This is a genomic window from Trichloromonas sp. (assembly GCF_034006665.1).
Lineage (GTDB): Bacteria > Desulfobacterota > Desulfuromonadia > Desulfuromonadales > Trichloromonadaceae > Trichloromonas.
Map to the genome: position 1 here is coordinate 1 of NZ_JAVESI010000024.1, position 17803 is coordinate 17803.

General features: G+C 61.9%; 14 protein-coding genes. 6 read left to right on the forward strand and 8 right to left on the reverse strand.

The genetic code is table 11. The features are described 5' to 3' along the window. Window positions 1-418: 418 nt before the first annotated feature. The 5 genes from RBR25_RS10290 to RBR25_RS10310 all read right to left on the reverse strand — a co-directional run bounded on the left by RBR25_RS10290 (window position 419) and on the right by RBR25_RS10310 (window position 4936). Window positions 419-1285 (reverse strand): chemotaxis protein CheX, encoded by an 867-nt coding sequence (locus RBR25_RS10290; protein WP_432819462.1) that lies wholly within the window; start codon window positions 1283-1285, stop codon window positions 419-421. 66 nt (window positions 1286-1351) lie between these two features. Then, the gene (locus RBR25_RS10295; RefSeq protein WP_432819463.1) at window positions 1352-1711 is read right to left on the reverse strand and encodes a response regulator; all 360 of its coding nucleotides are present in this window, start codon (window positions 1709-1711) and stop codon (window positions 1352-1354) included. 478 nt (window positions 1712-2189) lie between these two features. Then, entirely contained in the window at window positions 2190-3362 is a 1173-nt protein-coding gene (locus RBR25_RS10300; RefSeq protein ID WP_432819464.1) for a PAS domain-containing sensor histidine kinase, read from the reverse strand. A gap of 28 nt (window positions 3363-3390) precedes the next feature. After that, a complete protein-coding gene (locus RBR25_RS10305) occupies window positions 3391-4137 on the reverse strand; it encodes a tRNA threonylcarbamoyladenosine dehydratase (protein ID WP_432819465.1) in 747 nt (248 codons plus the stop codon). Between the two features lie 19 nt (window positions 4138-4156). Further along, a complete protein-coding gene (locus tag RBR25_RS10310) occupies window positions 4157-4936 on the reverse strand; it encodes a TatD family hydrolase (protein WP_432819466.1) in 780 nt (259 codons plus the stop codon). A gap of 154 nt (window positions 4937-5090) precedes the next feature. Between RBR25_RS10310 and RBR25_RS10315 the strand changes: the two genes are divergently transcribed. Further along, a complete protein-coding gene (locus RBR25_RS10315) occupies window positions 5091-6821 on the forward strand; it encodes a methyl-accepting chemotaxis protein (RefSeq protein ID WP_432819467.1) in 1731 nt (576 codons plus the stop codon). Between the two features lie 252 nt (window positions 6822-7073). Here the strand turns inward: RBR25_RS10315 and RBR25_RS10320 are convergent, their stop codons facing one another. Genes RBR25_RS10320 through RBR25_RS10330 form a run of 3 tightly spaced genes read right to left on the reverse strand, consistent with a single transcriptional unit; the run spans window position 7074 to window position 12736 of the window. Further along, the gene (locus RBR25_RS10320; RefSeq protein ID WP_432819468.1) at window positions 7074-10295 is read right to left on the reverse strand and encodes an efflux RND transporter permease subunit; all 3222 of its coding nucleotides are present in this window, start codon (window positions 10293-10295) and stop codon (window positions 7074-7076) included. Window positions 10296-10298: 3 nt separating this feature from the next. Next, window positions 10299-11405 (reverse strand): efflux RND transporter periplasmic adaptor subunit, encoded by a 1107-nt coding sequence (locus RBR25_RS10325; RefSeq protein ID WP_432819469.1) that lies wholly within the window; start codon window positions 11403-11405, stop codon window positions 10299-10301. Then, window positions 11402-12736, reverse strand: coding sequence for a TolC family protein (locus tag RBR25_RS10330; RefSeq protein ID WP_432819470.1), 1335 nt, complete (start codon window positions 12734-12736; stop codon window positions 11402-11404). Before RBR25_RS10330 ends, RBR25_RS10325 begins: the two co-directional genes overlap by 4 nt. A gap of 290 nt (window positions 12737-13026) precedes the next feature. On the opposite strand from RBR25_RS10330, the gene RBR25_RS10335 reads away from it, so the two are divergent. The 5 genes from RBR25_RS10335 (at window position 13027) to RBR25_RS10355 (ending at window position 17767) form a co-directional block, all read left to right on the forward strand. Continuing rightward, window positions 13027-14034: a TRAP transporter substrate-binding protein gene (locus RBR25_RS10335; RefSeq protein WP_432819471.1), complete on the forward strand. Its 1008-nt coding sequence runs from the start codon at window positions 13027-13029 to the stop codon at window positions 14032-14034. Window positions 14035-14158: 124 nt separating this feature from the next. After that, entirely contained in the window at window positions 14159-14644 is a 486-nt protein-coding gene (locus RBR25_RS10340) for a TRAP transporter small permease (RefSeq protein WP_432819472.1), read from the forward strand. Then, window positions 14641-15942 carry a TRAP transporter large permease gene (locus RBR25_RS10345; RefSeq protein ID WP_432819473.1) on the forward strand — a complete coding sequence of 434 codons (1302 nt, stop codon included), beginning with the start codon at window positions 14641-14643 and terminating at the stop codon, window positions 15940-15942. Before RBR25_RS10340 ends, RBR25_RS10345 begins: the two co-directional genes overlap by 4 nt. A 222-nt stretch (window positions 15943-16164) precedes the next feature. Beyond that, on the forward strand, window positions 16165-17208 hold the full coding sequence (locus RBR25_RS10350) for a TRAP transporter substrate-binding protein (protein ID WP_432819474.1): 1044 nt from the start codon (window positions 16165-16167) through the stop codon (window positions 17206-17208). 64 nt (window positions 17209-17272) lie between these two features. Continuing rightward, a complete protein-coding gene (locus tag RBR25_RS10355; protein WP_432819475.1) occupies window positions 17273-17767 on the forward strand; it encodes a TRAP transporter small permease in 495 nt (164 codons plus the stop codon). The last annotated feature ends 36 nt before the right edge of the window (window positions 17768-17803 follow it).

Sequence of the window (17803 nt, forward strand, 5' to 3'; positions counted from 1 at the left end):
ACGCCTTGCGACGTCGGTAGCACGAGGCAGATTGACAGACCTCCCAGGGTAATGCGCGTGACCTTCCTCCCATATACCCGCCGCATCTACAGCCCCACCCTCCCGGATGACTATCGGGCTTTGAAGAGATTTGCCTTCTCGCCCGGATGGGACTGCCTCGTATGCGATTTCTGTTCGTCGGGCCGGGATTTTGCCTGTGGCTTCCTTCAGATTCCACCTCGCGATGGACACCCTTGCCGTTCGGCTAGCGGTTCCCGTCATCAGGGTCCGCAGAGGACTTTCACCTCCAAGTCCTTGATTGACCACCACGATCAATCATCTGGTGCTTGCGCACCACGTGCCATGCCTGGCGCACCCAAAAAAGCGGCGAAGGACTTTCACTTCGCCGCTTCCGCAATGGTATCGCCAATGGCGAAACTCAGTCTTTGATGAACAAGGCCAGGATGATGGCGTCGCCATCGGCGACATGAATGGGAAATGTGAGGATTTTTTCCCCAGGCTGAGCATTCAGAGAACCTGCCGAGGACGGATGCATGTAAGGAGGGTCGATTTCGAAGGAGACTCCGAGTTGCGCCGACTTGGCGGCGATATTGCCGCAGATGATATTGACAAATTCCAGCACCGTATCATTGAGCACTTCTTCCGCCTCTCCGGCCACGGAATCCTCTTTGAGAATCGCCTTGGCAATGGCGAGACGCGTCGCTTCGGTGACGCACAGAGCATAACGACCCTGTACCGTTCCTTTGAAGGGCATGATGGCCGCCTGAAATAACGGATCCAGAGTGTCGGAAATTTGACCTGCGGTCGTTCGCGTAGCGAGACCTGCCACGCGCAACAGCAGCTTGAAAGTCAGATCGGCACAGATTTCCCACACCTGGGGATGGGAAACTTCAGCGGGGATGACGATCCGATCGACCACATAGGGGGCCTGATCTTCCTTGAAGGCATCGAGATAATGCTTGAGATCCTCGGAGCTCAAGGCGCCGATGCGCACCAACGCCTCACCGATATACAAATGGTTGTTTTTTTGGCGGATCAGTACCTGTTTAACCTGTTCCTCAGTCAAAATGCCGAGTTTGATCGCCATATCCCCGAATTTGAGATCTTCCAGACGTTGAGCATTGTGGACGCGTTCGAAGGAGGTCAAGGAAATCAACCCCATGGCGAGAGCGGTGGCACCAAACTTGAGGTTGGTGGTCTCCTGCAACTCGATCGCCTTCAGCAGATCCTCTTGCTTGACCGCATGATGCTCCAACAGAAACTGACCGAAAAATTTGACAGCCATGAACGGCCCCCTTGTCAAAAAATATTTTATCTCCCTGGCGAATGGCCTCCAACCAGCAGGGTCCGGTCAAAGATCACGCAGAGTCTGAAGCACCGCATCGGCGTCAAACGGTTTGGAGATTACCGTTTTTGCTCCCAGGCGCAAAGCTTCAGCAAACTTGTCTCCAACCCCGCCGAGGGAAGTGACCATGACCACCTTGGCGTTGGGATCCATGGCCATCAGTGTGCGCAGGGCGGTTAACCCGTCCATGACCGGCATATTCATATCCATGCAGATCAAATCCGGCCGGGTTGTCTGCTTCATCTTAATCGCCTCGGCACCGTTTTTAGCGTGTCCGGCCACTTCGAACTCCTCGGAACCGGTCAGAATTTTTTCAAGCTGTCGGGCGACGGCGATACTGTCGTCCACAATCAGAACCTTTTTCATAACAAGACCTCCCATCGTGGCATACGTTGACAACACCGACCCGATATGCAATATCGAATCCAATTTCAGAAGAGAAAAGGCGTATCGCGTATCCCTTCCCTGGCTGGAACAGCGAAATCAAAAATGCGTTTTCGCTACAGAGCGGCAGGGTTCGAGAGGCGTCCATTTCCAGGTCATGATCCGGGTAGCCGACATAGCTGTTTTTTTACAAAGAAGCCGGGCATAACGAGCGTTACAGACGGTAACGGCGATCTCGCCAACGCCCCCATTCCCGGAATCCTCTGTCTGTACCCGAGTCCAATTGCGGTTGTCAGTCGACAGATACAGCTCGTACTCAACAGCGTCATTGGATGCCCGTTGATCACCACCCAGTTGATCTGTGCCCGTTGCATCAGATCGTCCATCAACCCCTCACTGCCGTCATCCCGAAACCGGCAGCACCAGCAACGGCAGGCGGACAAAATAATGGAGCAATTCTTTACCCGATACCGTTATCTCCGCGATCCTCCCTTCGAACATCCGGCCAACCCAGCGGCAGGCGCAGAGCGAAGCGGGTTCCCGTCTCATGGGCGCTGGTGAAACGGACCTCGCCGTGCAGATAGCCGCTGAGCAGGCGCATGCCGTAGGTGCCGAGACCGCGATCACCCCCCTTGGTGGAAAAATTTCTTTTGAAAATCTGCCGCTGGATGCGGGGAAGAATGCCGCCGGGATTGTGCACGAAAAACTCCGCCCAGGGCGCTTCGCCGCCACAGCCAAGGGTCACGGTTTCTCCCTCGGCGCAGGCCTCCAGGGCATTTTTCAGCATATTACCGAGAATCCGCCTGACCAAGGCACGATCGCTGACCAAGGGCACCGGCTCACCGGCAACCGCAAGCTCGATGCGCCGCCCGCCGCAAACAGGGTGGGCTCGATAAAGCTCGGCCAGGTGCGCCAGCAACTCCCTGCCGTCGAAGGGTTCCGGCTTGAGCTGCAAACCACCCCGTTCAGCGGCGAGAAGCAGGCGTTGCCCCTCGATTTCGTCGATGACCTGATCGGCGGCCTCATGCAACAGGCGATAGATCTCGGGGCGCCGATCCATGTCATAGGTCTGCAACAGCTCGGTAAAGCCGCGAACGCTCCCCATCAGATTAAGCACATCGTGAAAAAAGATGCTCTCCAGCACTTGGCGCCGTTTCTCGTGGCTGATGTCGGTCAGGGCCATAATCACGAAATCCTCTCTCCGGTAACGCAGAGGAGTCGCTTCAGCACGCAGATCAAGGGCCTCCAGACGCTCGCCGCGCAAGCGGGTCAGGCGACACTCGCGGCTCGCGCCGACACCGGCCAAACCGGAGAGTGCGGCGAGAATCGCGCCGCAGCTTTCGCAGGGTCCGGCACAACCGCAACCGTCCGAAGCTTGGACGGCGTGTTCGCATTCGAGCAGATCGCCGATCCGCCTGCCGATGCAGGCCGCCACATCGGACAACCCGCAGAGGTCGAGCAGGGCACGATTGGCGTGCACGATCCGACGCTGGCCATTAAGCACCAGCAGCACCCCCGGCAAGGCATCGAGCAGTTGCCGCGCCAGCGCTCCGTCGGCAAAATAGGCTTCCTGACGCCGAACATCGTTTAGTGCCGACGAAGTGGAATTCGTTGAGGAAAGGGAAGGGGACACGGTCATCAACCTCCAAAAAGAAATTTCATCAGATTTCATCTACCCCCCCGCGACGGGCCGGGTCCGCGACCAGTTCACGGATGACTTCGCCGGCCATGGTCAGGCCGAAGAGCGGGGGGATATAGGAAGAACTGCCAAGGGTCACCCGTCGCCTTCCCGCTTCCGGATCCGCACCGGTGAGCGGACGAAATTCCTCCGTCGAGTAGACCACCGGAACTCCGGACTCAATCCCGCGCTTGCGCAGTTCCTTGCGCAGGATCTTGGCCAGCCGGCATTTCTGGGTCTGAAAGAGATCCGCCGTCGTCACTTTGGTGGGATCGAGCTTGTTCGCCGCCCCCATCGAGGAAATGATCGGCAAGCCCCGCTCCTTGCAGCTCTGGATCAGATGCAGCTTGGCGGTAATGTGATCGATACAGTCGAGCACCCGATCGTAGCCGCGCCCAAGGAGCATTTCAGAGTTCTCTGCGCCGTAGAACTCGCGCAAGGGTTCCACCTGGATCAGCGGATTGATCGCCCGGCAACGCTCGGCCATGACCTGCACCTTGGCGCGGCCAACCGTCTCCTCCAAGGCATGGATCTGGCGGTTGATATTGCTCGGCGCGACAACATCGAAATCGACCAGGGTCAAGCGGCCGACCCCGGCGCGGGCCAGAGCCTCGACGGCGTAACCGCCGACACCACCGACCCCGAAGACCGCCACCGAGGCCTCCGCCAGACGGCGCAGACCGTCGCCCCCAACCAGCAGTTCCATGCGACTGAAGCGATTTTCGGACAAAAGTGCCACCTCCTGCTCGTCAATAAGGATGCAAGCCCAGCACCCGCCGGGCATTGGCGGTGGTGATCGCCGCCGTCTCCGCCGGCGACCAGCCGCGCAGGGCGGCCAAGCGCTCGGCCACCAAGAGCAGATAGGCGGGACGATTGCTTTGCCCCCGGTAAGGCTCCGGCGCCAGATCGGGGGCGTCGCTCTCCAGCACCAACCATTCACGGGGAAGGACACGGGCCAGTTCCGGCCCACGCCGGGCGCCGGTGAAGGTCAGGGCACCGCCGAAAGCGATGGCGAAATTCAACCGCAAAGCTTCCCGGGCCGATTCCAGACTGCCGGAAAAAGCGTGAAAGATCCCCCCCACCCGCTGTGCTCCTTCGTGCCGCAGAATCTCCAGGGTGCGCCCCATGGCTTTCCGGCAATGAATCAAAATCGGCCGCCGCGCCACCACCGCCAGACGCACTTGGGCACGAAAGGCCCGCTCCTGAAGAGCCGGGGAGGGGAGATAGCCGTCCAGCCCGATTTCACCGACGGCCACCGCCCCATCGAGCAGGGCCGTCAGGACGGCCGCAGTCTCCTCGTTCCACTCCCCCGCCGCCAGGGGATGCACCCCCGGCGCCGCCAGCGCTTCCGGAATATCTGCGGCCGTCGCCATCAGCGCCGGCCAGCCGTCGGGGCGGACCCCGGGAACGACCCAGGCGCCCACCCCGGCGGCGCGGGCGAGGGCGAGTTCCGCCGCCAGATTTTCCCGCAACGGAGACAAATCCAGATGCGCATGGGTATCGAAAAACAGAGGCGGGTCAATCATCATGGCCTGATGCTAGCACAGCCCCCCTTCCGGTGAAAGTTTTCCCCCTTCCCAAGAGATTCACTCAAGATAAAGACCTTGTCATGACCATCATTCTGTGTTATTTGGCAAGGCACCGATTTTTCTTGGAAAGCGGCAACAACAGCGGGGAGGATCTATGCCGGACGAGGGTTACAGCAAAATCTCCTATCTTCGCAAGCTCTTCTATCTGACCCATGGCCTCGGACTAGGCGCCGGATTTCTCTTCCCGCTGGCGATCGGTCCTCTGCTCGCCACCGAGACCTCCTTTCCCCTCGTTTTCGCGGGCTGTCTACTCGTCGGCCTGCTGCTCTCCTCAGCCATGTTCTGTGTCGGCCGACTGACCCTGAAAAAGCAACTGCGTCGCCAGATCGATCTCTTACGTCCTCTGGTCGGTGACATCCCCATTGCCCAGGAGAGTGTTGAAGCCCTGGACGAAGCGCTGACCGCCGCCGTCGGTCGGGCCGACACCCTCGTTCGCCAGTTACTGGCAACCACCGACCAGTTTCTTCCCCATCACCGGGGACTGACCCAACTCAGCCATTTCCTCTCCGAACGCTCCAAGGAGGGGATCAAAGCAGCCACCCACGCCCGTCAGGACATGCAGACCATGGAAGGGCAGCAGCAGGAGGTCATTCTGCAAGTCGAATCCCTGAGTGAAAAAGCCCAGGACGAGGCGGCCTGGTCGCGGGAGCTTTCCGCGTCTCTGGCGGAAATGAGCGGCGCCATGGAACATTCGACGGCCAAATTCCTGGAAACTACCGCGACCGTTGACCAGATGGCCGCCAGTATTCATGAAATCGTCACCCAGACCGAGGCCGTAACCCATTCCGTGGAAGGGACCACCCACGATCTCGATTCCATCGGCGAGACCCTGGCGCGAGTGCAGTCCGGCGCCATCGCCAGCGCCCAGTCGGCAAACATGGTCAAGGAAGATGCCGAAAACGGTTTGCAGGTTGTGCGCAGCTCGATGGCCGAGATGGCCCGGATCGAGGAGGAAAGCCGCAAGGCCACCGACGCCATGGAACGCCTGTCCCGGCAGACCCGGGAAGTGGCGAAGATCATCGAGGTCATCAAGGAACTGGTCTCCGATACCGAGCTCCTCGCCTTCAATGCCGCCATCATCGCCGCCAAGGCTGGGGAAGAAGGCAAGGGATTTTCCGTCGTCGCCGAGGAAATCCGCGACCTCGCCGACCGGACCACGACCAGTGCTCAGGACATCCAACAGATCGTCAAGGCCATCGGCGGCGATACCCAGGAAGTCACCACGGCGGTCGACGCCACCGCCCGAGCCATTGCCAAAGGGCGGGAGCTTTCCCAATCCGCCGGCGAGGCGCTGAGCAAGATCTTCGAAAGCTCCAACGAAGCGGCCGCCGCCTCCGACGAAATCGCCGAACTCACCGAACAGCAGGGGCGCCGCGCCCGTGCCCTGCTCAATGACGCCGGCCGCAGCCTGCAGTCGGTCAAGTCGATCACCCGTATCGTTCAGGAGCAGCAGGTCGCCATCGCCCAGACCCAGGAAGGGGTTTCGGAAATGAAGGCCGCCGCCGACCAGATTGCCCGGGGCATGGCCGAACAGGTCAAGGCCAACCGGCAGTTCGACCATGGCCTCGCCGAGCGGGAAGTTCAGGTCCGTACCATCTTCGAGGCCACACGCCACCAGCGGACTATGGCCGAGCAGATTCTCGCCCACTTCGCCAAGTCGGAAGAGCGCCTGAAGAATAACGCCCTGAAATCCGAAGCCATCGGCCGGGAAGCGGCGGAACTGGAAAACCTCACCCGGCAGCTCAAGGAGCTGGGCGGCACCTTTATCCACTTGGAAACGCCCGGTACCCCTACCGCCGCCGACAAGGAAAAAAGCCGCCGCTGATTTCTGCGCACAGCACAAAAAAATCCCCGCGATCCCAAGACAGATTGCGGGGATTTTTTTGTTCAGCGTCCGGGGTTTCTCGTCCTTGACTCCCGGTCTGCGCAGGACGGTCATTAACCGCTGAGAAGGCTCTGAATCAGGCGGCGAGCGACGAAGGCAGTCAGCCACAGCCCGTGGCCGGCGTGATCGGCGCGAGCAGCACGCTGAGCAGGACAACAGAGCCGGCGAAGAGACGGAGAGGGCGGTGGACGGTCATGAGTCGCGCCTTCCTTGTGAAGGTTGCTCGGCTTTGCCGTAAATGAGCCAGTAAACCACGGGGATGACGACCAGGGTGAAAGCGGTAGAGGCGAAGACCCCGAAGATGATCGACCACGCGAGACCTGAGAAGATCGGGTCGAGGGTGATGATCCAGTTGCCCAAGAGCGCCGCTCCGGCGGTAAGCAGGATCGGCCGCAGGCGCGTCGCACCGCTCTCCACCAGAGCCTCTCGGAGAGGCAGACCGCGCTTCACCGCATGCTGAATAAAGTCGATGAGAATAATCGAGTTGCGCACGACGATACCGGCGAGGGCGATCATGCCGATCATGGCGGTGGCGGTGAAAAACACCGGCGTATCGTAGCCGCCCACCGGACGGTTCAACAGCAAATTGAGCAGCCAGAAGCCGGGCATGATGCCGATCATGGTCAGGGGAATCGCCCCCATGATGATCATCGGCAGGCCGTAGGATTTGGTTTCGATGAGCAAAAGCAGATAGATCAGCAGCAGCGCGGCGCCGAAGGCGATGCCCAGGTCGCGGAAGACGTCGAGGGTGATCTGCCACTCCCCTTCGCCGCTCCAGACGACCCGCGTCCCCGCAGGCAGGGGGTTTTCCCGGAAATGGTTGCTGAGATTGAGAACGGCGTTGACCGGACTCTTTCCCGCCATCTCGCCGAAGACGTAGACGACCCGTTGCAAATTCTTGTGGTAGATGGTCGGCTCCAGATGCTCGGGAAGGAAACGCCCCAACTCGGAAAGGCGCACCAGCTGTCCCGCTCCCCCCTTGAGCAGCAGCCCTTCCAGGGCCGCCAGGGAGGAACGCTCCGCCGTGGACAGCCGCAACAGGATACTGAGCGGGTGGCGCTCGCTGTCCACATGCACCGTCCCCACCCCGGCGCCGCCCAAGGCGACGGCCAGCGTCTCGGCGATGCGGGTGGTGTCGATCCCGGCCAAGGCCGCCTTCTCCCGGTCGGGGACGAAAACGAAACGACGCTGGGCATATTCCACCGTGTCATCCACATCCCGCACCTTGTCTTCAACGACCATGCGTTCCCGTACCAGCCGGGCGGCCGCTACCTGCTCGGCGTAAGGAACCCCGGGTTCGGCATAGATCTCGGCAGTGAGGGTGGCAATGACCGGCGGCCCCGGCGGCGATTCCACCACCTTCAAGCTGGCGCCGTGACGGGCGGCGATGGCGGCAAGATCGTCGCGCAAGCGCAGGGTTAGGGCGTGGCTCTGCAGGTCACGCCGGCTTTTGTCCACCAGATTGACGCGGATATCGGCGAGGTTCGCCCCCTGGCGCAGATAGTAATGGCGCACCAGACCGTTAAAGTCCATGGCGCTGGCGGTGCCGACGTAGGCCTGGAAGTCGGTGACCTCGGGAACGGTCGCCAGATAGTCCTCCAGCGCCCGCGCCGCCGCGTCGGTGCGCTCCAGGGTCGTCCCTTCGGGGAGGTCGAGCACCAGCTGAAACTCGTTCTTGTTGTCGAAGGGGAGCATCTTCATCGGCACCAAATTGAAGGCCGGCATCGCCATGGAGCCGACCAGCAGCGCCACCACGCCCCCCATCAGCAACCAGGCCCGGCGCCGCGACGCCAGAAAGGGGAGGAGCAGGCGCCGGTAAAGCCGGTAGGTGCGGGTCTCTTCGAGGACGAACTCTTTTTCCTCCTTGCCGTATTCGCCCTTGAGCACATGGTAACTCATCCACGGCGTGATGGTGAAAGCGACAAGCAGCGACATGACCATGGTCAAAGGCAGATTGATGGCCATCGGCCGCATGTACGGCCCCATCATGCCGGTGATAAAGAGCATCGGCAGAAAGGAGAGAATGACCGCCAGCGTCGCCAGGATCACCGGCGGCCGCACTTCGTCGATGGCGGTGAGAACGGCGTCCCGGGGGGGCTCTTTCTTCATCTTGAAGTGGCGGAAGATGTTCTCCACATCGACGATGGGATCGTCGACCAAAAGCCCCAGGGCGAGGACCAGGGCGAAGAGGGTGACGCGGTTGATGGTGTAGCCGAACCAGTAGTTGACCAGCAGGGTCAGAGAATAGATGATGGGGATGGAGACCGCAACGATCAGCGCCTCGCGCCAGCCGAGGGCGAAGAGAACCAGACCGAGGACGGTAACGATGGCAATGACCAGATGGGTGATCAGCTCGTTGACCTTGTGGTTCGCGGTTTCGCCATAATCGCGGGTGACCCGGACCTCGACACCATCGGGGATGATCGTCCCGCGCATGTCCTCCACCGCGCCGATCACCTCCTCGGCGACGCGCACGGCATTGGTCCCCTTCTGCTTGGCCACGGCAATATGCACCGCCTGATACTCACGCCCCTCGGCGGCGGCCTCGGCATCCCCGGCCGGGCCGAAGCGCAGCCGGGTATAGCTGTCAGGTTCGGCCATACCGTCCTCCACCCGCGCCACCTCCCGCAGGTAAACCGGACGCCCCTGATGGACGCCGATCACCAGATCGGCGACCTCGGCGGCGGACTGGAAGAAGGCGCCGCCGCGCACCAGCAGTTCTTCGTCAAGCTGCTGAAACGTTCCGGACGGCAGTTCCAGGTTACCCCCGGCCAGGGCGCGCCGGACGTCGAGCAGATCGAGACCGCGCCCAGCCAGGGCCGTCGAATCAATCTCGACCCGCAGTTGCCGGGGGCGACCACCGATGACCGTTGTCGCCGCGGTCTTACCCACCGCTTGGAGACGATCGACCACCTCCTCAGCGACCCGGCGCAGCTCGTGATCGGATGCGCTTTGCGAATAAAGGGAGAGGTTGACGATGGGCACATCATCCACCTCCACCGGCTTGATCACCCAGCCGGCGACCCCCGGCGGAACGATGTCGGTGTGGGTGGCGATCTTGTTGTGCAGCTTGACCAGCGATTCGATGCGGTTCTCGCCAACGTAGAAACGCACCGTGACGATGGCCAGATCGGGCCGGGACATGGAATAGACGTACTCGACCCCGTCCACCTGCCAGAAGAGTTTCTCCAGGCGGGTGGCAACCTGATTCTCCACCTCCTCGGCGCTCGCCCCGGGGAGATGCACATAGACGTCGGCGAGGGGGACGACGATCTGCGGTTCCTCCTCGCGCGGGGTCAGAAGCAGAGCGACGGCGCCGGCGAGCAGCGCCAGCAGGATGAGGATCACCGAGAGATTGCCGTCAAGAAAGTGCTCGACAATGCGGGTCGGCAGGGCGTGCTTCTTCGCGCTCATCCCCTAGTCCTCCACCCGGGCGCCATGTTTCGCCCGCGCGACGCCTTTGACCACCAGCGTTTCTCCCGTGCGCAGGCCAGAAAGGATCTCCACTTGGTCACCGACGACCCGGCCGGTACGCGCCAGCCGGTAGCGCAGGATGCCCTCTTCGACGACATAGATCCCGTCCAGCTGTCCGCGCCGGACCAGCGCCGCGCGGGGCACCAGCAGCGCCACCGTGTCGTCACCGTGCGGGCGAACCCGGGCGAAAAGCCCGGCGGGCAGGGGTTCGTCCGTCGCCAGTTCGATCTTCACCTGAAAGGTCCGGCTCGCCGGGTCGGCGGCGGGGATCAGCTCGCGGACGCTCCCCGCCACTTCCCGTCCCAGAGCCGGGATCTCCACTGTAAAGGCGCTGCCAAGAGCAATGCGCGCCGCCAGACTTTCCGGCAGATCGACCCGGGCCAGGGTCCGCCCGACCCGATCGAGCGTGAACAGCGGAGCGCCGGGAAAGACCGTCCCCCCCTCCTTGATCAGCAGCGCAACCACCACTCCGGCATAGGGAGCCTTTATGCGACTGTGACCGAGCGTCACGTCGGCACCGTCCCGCGCCGCCGCAGCGCGGGCAATCGCCGCCTGTGCCGCCGCCTCTAACTGACGGGCTTCTTCCAGCTCGGCGCGCACCTTATCGAACTCCTGAGCGGTCAGGGCTTCGCGCTCGAACAGCCGACGATAGCGGGCCTCGGTCTGTTCCGTCAGACGCAGGCGCGCCTCGGCGGCGGCCGCCGCCTTGCGTGCTTCGGTCAAGGCGCCTTCAGCCTCGCGCCGCCCTTCCGCCGCGCCATGATCGGCGATGACGGCCAGCAGTTGCCCTTCTTCCACCCGCTCTCCCGCCCGCACCATCAGCCGCGCCACCCGCCCGTCAAGGCGGGCCGCCAGCGTCGCCCGATCGGGACTTTCAAGGGTCGCCACATAGGCTTCCCCCGCCGCCAGCGGAGTGACGTCCGCCTTCGCCAGAGTCAATCCTGTGATCGCCTCACCGGCCGGGGAAGCGATCGATCTGTCGCCGGTTTCGCCGCAGCCGAACAGCATGAGCATGAAAAACGCGATCCCGAAAGCCGGCCACCTGTTCATGGTTTATCCTCCCCCTCGATTCCCAGGGTCTGTAAAAAGGTGCCTTGACAATAAGCGATTTCACCGCTCGCCAGCAGCTCCCGGCTGTCGGCAGCGACATTTTCAAAGCGCGCCCGGTCAAGAGCTTCCTGGGCCGCCAGCAGGGTCGAAAATTCTTCCAGCCCCACTTCGTAGCGTTCCAGAAGCAGTCGGCGGCTCTCCTCGGCGGCGGCCAGTTCCTTTGCGGCAACAAACTTCTGCTCCCCGGCTTCCCGCGCCCGCAGGCGCGCTTCCTCCAACTGGTAACGGGCCTGCCACGACGCTTCCCGCAGACGCGCGCCCCGCATCTGCCGTTCAGCCGCGGCCTTCTCCAGCTGATGCGAACGCCGGAAGCCGTCGAACAGCTCCCAGTTCAGTCCGGCCCGCACCGTCCAGGCTCCGGCATCGGTGCCAAAGGGCATTTCCTCGTCGTGCAGGGCATAGTCGGCGCTCAGGCCGAGGCGGGGAAGGTAGGCGGCGCGCCCCTGGTGATAGCCGAGTTCTGCCTCTTCGACACTCAGGGCCAAAGCCTGCAGATCGGCCCGCGCCAAGGGGCCTGGAGCGGGCTCGGAAAGCGGAAGAAGATCAGGACTCGCGACGATGCCGACTTCTTCGTCCTCGCGCCCCAAGGCCAACCCCAGGCCCCGACGGGCAAGACGCAGATCGTTTTCCGCCGCGATCAGCATGCGCTCGCTGCGCCCCAGTTGCGCCTCGGCGCGCAGTACATCCGCCTTCAACCCGACCCCGGCGGCCTGCCGCTCCCGGGCCAGGCGCAGGATTTCACCGGCCTCGGCCCGGGATCCTTCCACCCAGGCCAGAGCGGCCTCGGCCTGGCGCACCTCCAGATAGGCGCAAAAGGCGGAGAAGGCGACATCTTCTCGCGTTTGCCGCAGACCGGCCGCGGCCAGGGCCTTCCCCTTTTCCGCCCGCTTCACCCCATAACCGATATCCGGATCGAACAGAGATTGCTCAAGGGTCAGGCGGGTTTCGAAGTCCTTGCGCGACGGAGGGAAATTGTAGGTGTCGGCATTCTGGCTGAGCCGAAGGTTTTCCTGGTTCATGCTGACAAAAAGACTGCCGGCCGGCTCGTCGGTGGCGTAGAAGCTTTCGGAAAGGGTCAGGCGCGGGAGCCTCCCGGCCCGGGCCACATTGACAGCGGCGGCGGTGGCCCGGGCCTCCTGTGCCGCCGCTTCCACCCGCGGCCGCCGCTGTACGGCTTCGGCCACCGCCTGGCGCAGATCAACCGGATCGGCAGAGGCCGGCTCCCCACCCAACAGTAAAGAGAGAAGCAGGATTGCCGGTTTTTTTTTCATGGGGCACCTCCGTTCAAATTTTCTGTATATATAATAAGATCAATAAATTAACAACCCTTTGAGGGCATTAAATACGGTTTAAAATACCCCATTCCTCGCCCCGAGCAAGCCGGTCCACTCTTCCGCCTCCTCCCCCGCAAAACGCCCGCAATCGTCCGGGTTTTTCCCTTGACCTTTCCCAGGGGCTCGTTTATTTTTGCGAAATTCCCTTAAGTTAGCTTGATTTATCGGGATACCCCGCGCCGCCGGCGGGTGTCCGCCGTGACCAGACCTTTTCCCCGGAGGCTCCCATGCACGTGAAATCCCTCGTATCCCTGCTCGCGACCATCCTTCTGACCCTGCCGGGAATCCTCCTCGCCCCCGGCACCGGCTACGCCAAGAACTATACCTTCAGCATCTTCTTCCCGCCGACTCACGAGCAGGCCATCGCCGCTACCAATTTCGCCAAGGAAGTCGAGAAACGCACCGATGGGCGGATCACCATGACCCCCTTCCCCGGCGGTACGCTGACCAAGGCGCCCCAGGTCTATGACGGCGTCGTCACCGGCATCAGCGATCTGGGCAACTCCTGCTTCGCCTATACCCGCGGCCGCTTCCCGGTCACGGCGGCCCTCGATCTGCCCATAGGCTATCCCAACGGCAAGGTGGCGACTTGGGTCGCAGATCGCTTTACCAAAGCGATCAATCCCGAAGAACTCAAGGATGTCAAGGTGCTTTACGTCCATGCCCACGGCCCGGGTCTGCTCCACACCAAGAAACCGGTGCGCAAACTGGAAGACCTCAAGGGGATGAAGATCCGCGCCACCGGCTTGAGCGCCCAGGTGGTCGAAGCCTTGGGCGGCGTGCCGGTAGCCATGCCCCAGGGCGATACCTATGAAGCCCTGCAGAAAGGGGTGGTGGACGGCACCTTCGCTCCCATTGAAACTCTCAAGGGCTGGAAGCAGGGAGAAGTCATCAAGTACACCACCGAGTGCTACGACATCGGCTACACCACGGCGATGTTCGTGGTCATGAACCTGAAACAGTGGAACAGCCTGCCTGTGGCCGATCAAAAGATCGTCGAGGACGTGGCCGCCGAATGGGTGAAGATTCATGGCGAGGCCTGGGACAGGGCCGACGAGGAGGGCAAGGCCTTTACCCTTGGCCTCGGCAACGAAATGATCCCCCTCTCCGCCGAGGAGAGCGCCCGCTGGCGCCAGGCGGTGGAGCCGGTGATCAATGACTACATCGCCAAAACCCCCAACGGCGCCCAGTATGTGAAAGAGCTGCGTGCCCTGATCGCCGAAACCTCCAAGTAGCCTCGCCCGTGATAACCCTTATGACTCAGCCCCGCCCTCTCCATGGAGGGCGGGGCTGAGCCGTCAAATCTCTTCCGCTCCGTGGGCCTAACGTCTGGCCCCGCCCCGAAGGAACTCGCTTACCATGCACCATCTGAAAGTCACCGCCGGCTTTTTCGCCCGACAGCTCTTCGGCTTGGCCGGCGCGGCTATCGTTGCCATGATGTTGCTGACCTGCGCCGACGTCATGTTACGCCTCTTCGGTCACCCGATTCCTGGAACCTATGAGCTGGTCTCCTTTTTCGGTGCGGTCGCCGTGGCCTTCGCCATGGCCCACACCTGCGTGGAAAAGGGGCACATCGCCGTTAGTGTCCTGGTTCAGCTACTGCCCCGACGCGGACGGGAGACGGTCGACGCCCTGACTTCGGCCCTGAGTCTTCTGCTCTTTGCCCTGATCGCCTGGCGATCCGTGCTGTACGCCGAAGACCTGCGACGTTCCGGCGAGGTCTCCCTGACTCTGCAACTCCCTTTCTATCCCTTCATTCATGGGATCGGTCTCGCCGCCGCCGCCGTCTGCCTGGTGCTGCTCGCCGATCTTGTCCGGCATCTGCAAGGAGCCTTTCGCGGATGAGCATGACCACTATCGGAATCATCGGTATTCTTCTGCTCGTCGTCGGCCTTTTCTCGCGCATGCCGGTGGGCTTCGTCATGGCCATTCTCGGCCTGGCCGGGTTCAGCTACGTCGTCAACTTCGAAGCCGGTCTCAACCTGCTGGCCCGGGACATCTGGGATACCTTTTCCTCTTACGGACTGACCGTCATCCCCCTTTTCGTCTTCATGGGGCAAGTCGCCTACCAGTCGGGAATCAGTCGCCGCCTCTATCATGCAGCCTACGTCATGCTCGGCAACCGCCCTGGCGGACTGGCCTTGGCCACCATCGGCGCCTGCGCCGGTTTTTCCACCATCTCCGGTTCGACCAACGCCACCGCCGCGACCATGGCCACGGTAACCATCCCCGAAATGCAGCGGCGGCGCTATGACATGGGTCTGGCCGCCGGCACCGTCGCCGCCGGCGGCAGCCTCGGCATCCTCATCCCGCCGAGCGTGATCTTCATCGTTTACGGCATCATCACCGAACAGTCCATCGGCAAACTCTTCGCCGCCGGCATCCTTCCCGGCATTCTCCTTTGCGCGCTCTTTTTTCTGACCATTCTGCTCCGGGTGCGCCTCAACCCGGCCTTGGCACCGCCCGGGCCGAAGACTTCGCTGAAACGCAAGATGCGCTCCTTCGCCGGCATCATCGAAACCCTGATCCTCTTCGTGCTGGTGATGGGCGGCATCTTCCTGGGCTTCTTCACCCCAACGGAAGCAGCCGCCGTCGGCGCTTTTCTCACCATCGTCCTCGCTCTGCTCCGGCGCCGGCTGAGTTGGCAGGGCTTCGTCCAGTCCCTGCGCGATACCACCCGGATCAGCTGCATGGTCATGATGATCGTCACCGGCGCGGTGATCTTCGGCAAGTTCATGGCCATCACCCGGGTGCCCTTCGAACTGGCAGGCTGGGTCGGCTCCCTGCCCCTGCCCCCCTATGCGATCATGGGTCTGATCATCCTCATCTACCTCTTCGGCGGCTGTTTCATGGACTCCCTGGCCATGGTCATGCTCACCGTGCCGATTTTTTATCCGGTGGTGCAAGCCCTCGGTTTCGATCCCATCTGGTTCGGGGTCATCATCGTTCTGGTCACCGAGATGGGGGTCATCACCCCGCCGGTCGGGATTAACGTCTATGTCGTTCACGGCATCGCCAAGGACGTCCCGCTGGAAACCATTTTTCGCGGCGTTTTTCCTTACCTGCTGGCGCTTCTCGCCTGCTGCATCTTTTTGCTCCTCTTCCCGCAACTGGCCCTCTTCCTGCCCGGCTTAATCCAGTAAACCTCACAGGCCCGCGGCGTGTTTCAACCGCGGGCCTGTGAGTTGCCCAAAATCATTTTGATTACGCCAAAATTCCGTCGCCGACCCCCGACCTTCTCCTCTTCCGACTAGCCAAGCCTCTTCCTTCACCCTATAATCAAACGCGGTTTTTCTCATCAGAACAGAATTTTTTAGCGCTCCCCATCCCGCGATTTCGCCATTTGTGGAAAGGAAAAACACTTCATGGCCCGAAGACTCATCTGGCTGCTCTCCCTGTTGCTCGTAACCCTGCTTGTCTCGCCCGCCCTCGCGGAGGACAAGGCCGATCCCCTGGCCTCGTGGAAACCGGCTTTCGACCCGAGCAGCGCCGAGTATACCTACCTTCTCTCCAACGTCTCCCATCCGGCCATGGAGGGGATCGCCGCCGGCTACCGGATTCGCGACAAGGCCTGGGAACGCAGCAAGGGTCGGCTCTATGTGGACTTCCGCCCGCTCTCTCAGCTCGGCGGCGAGAAGGACGTGCTGAGCAAACTGCGAATGGGGGCGATCCAGGGGATTATGTGTTCGTCGGTGGCGGCCGCCAACGTGGCCGACAAACTCGGCATTGTCAATCTCCCCTACGTCGTCGATACCTTCGAAAAACTCGACAAATTTCGCGCCAATGAAGAGCTTTTCCGAGAGTTCGCCGAGAGCGCCAAGCCGGCCGGCCTGAAAGTCGTCGACATCACCGGCTACGGCACCTACGGCTGGGCAACCACCGTGCCGGTACGGACCCTGGCCGATGCCGCCAAGGTCAACTTCCGCATCGCCGAAGCCCCGGTGAACACCGATCTCTACAAGGCCTGGAAGCTCAAGTTCACGGTCATGCCCTGGCCCGACGTTCCCCAGGCTCTGCAGACCGGCGTGATCAACGGTCTCGACCACACCCCGACGGTCTGCAATATCACCAAGAAGTTCGACATCGCCAAATACTTCACCGAGGTGAACTACGCCCAGGGACTCTTCATCCACATGATCAATCAGCGCTGGTTTGACCGGCTTCCGGCGGACCTGCAAAAAATCCTCATCGAAACGATCGAAGAGGAGAGCGCCAACTCCCGTGCGCTGACCAAGGCCCAGCATGAGGCGATGATCGCCGACGCCAAGGCCAAGGGGGTGGAGTTCTACACCCTTTCCGCGGACGACAAACAACAACTGATCGAGATGGCGGCGCCGATGCTGGGGACCTGGGGCAAAAAGATCGGTCAGGACTACCTGAACAAGGTCCGGGCCGCGCTCAACCCCTGAGGCGACCGATCCGTTCAAAGCCGGCCGGGGAGAGGAACTCCCCGGCCTTGATGAGATTTTCCCCATGCTGAAAAAAGCCTTCAAAACCATCGACCGAACCTTCGCCGCGATCGAGGACTGGTCGCTCTTTCTCGCCGTCGGCCTGGCTCTGTGCGCGGCCATGGCCAACGTCATCCTGCGCAAAACCACCGACATCAACCTCTACTGGTCGGACGAAGTGGTGCGCAAGGTGATCTATTTCACCACCTTTGTCGGCTGCAGCGCCGCCGTGCGTCACCGCTCGCTGATCCGCATCGACGCCCTGCCGCAGATGCTGCCCATTCTCAAGCGCGCGCTGAACCTGTTCAGCCATCTGGCGGTCCTGGCCTTTTCCGCTACCCTGGTGTGGCTGGGGGGACAGCTGACCCTGGAGATGTACGCCGACGCCTACGCCCGCACCCCGACCCTGCAGATCCCCGAATGGTACTTTTACGCCGTGCTCCCGTTGGTGGGGGGAATGATGTTTCTCCGCACCTTGGTGGTCATGGTGGAAGACTGGCAGGGGGAACGGGAACTCTGATACCTTACCGCCGCTCTCCCGTTTCTTTTACCTTTT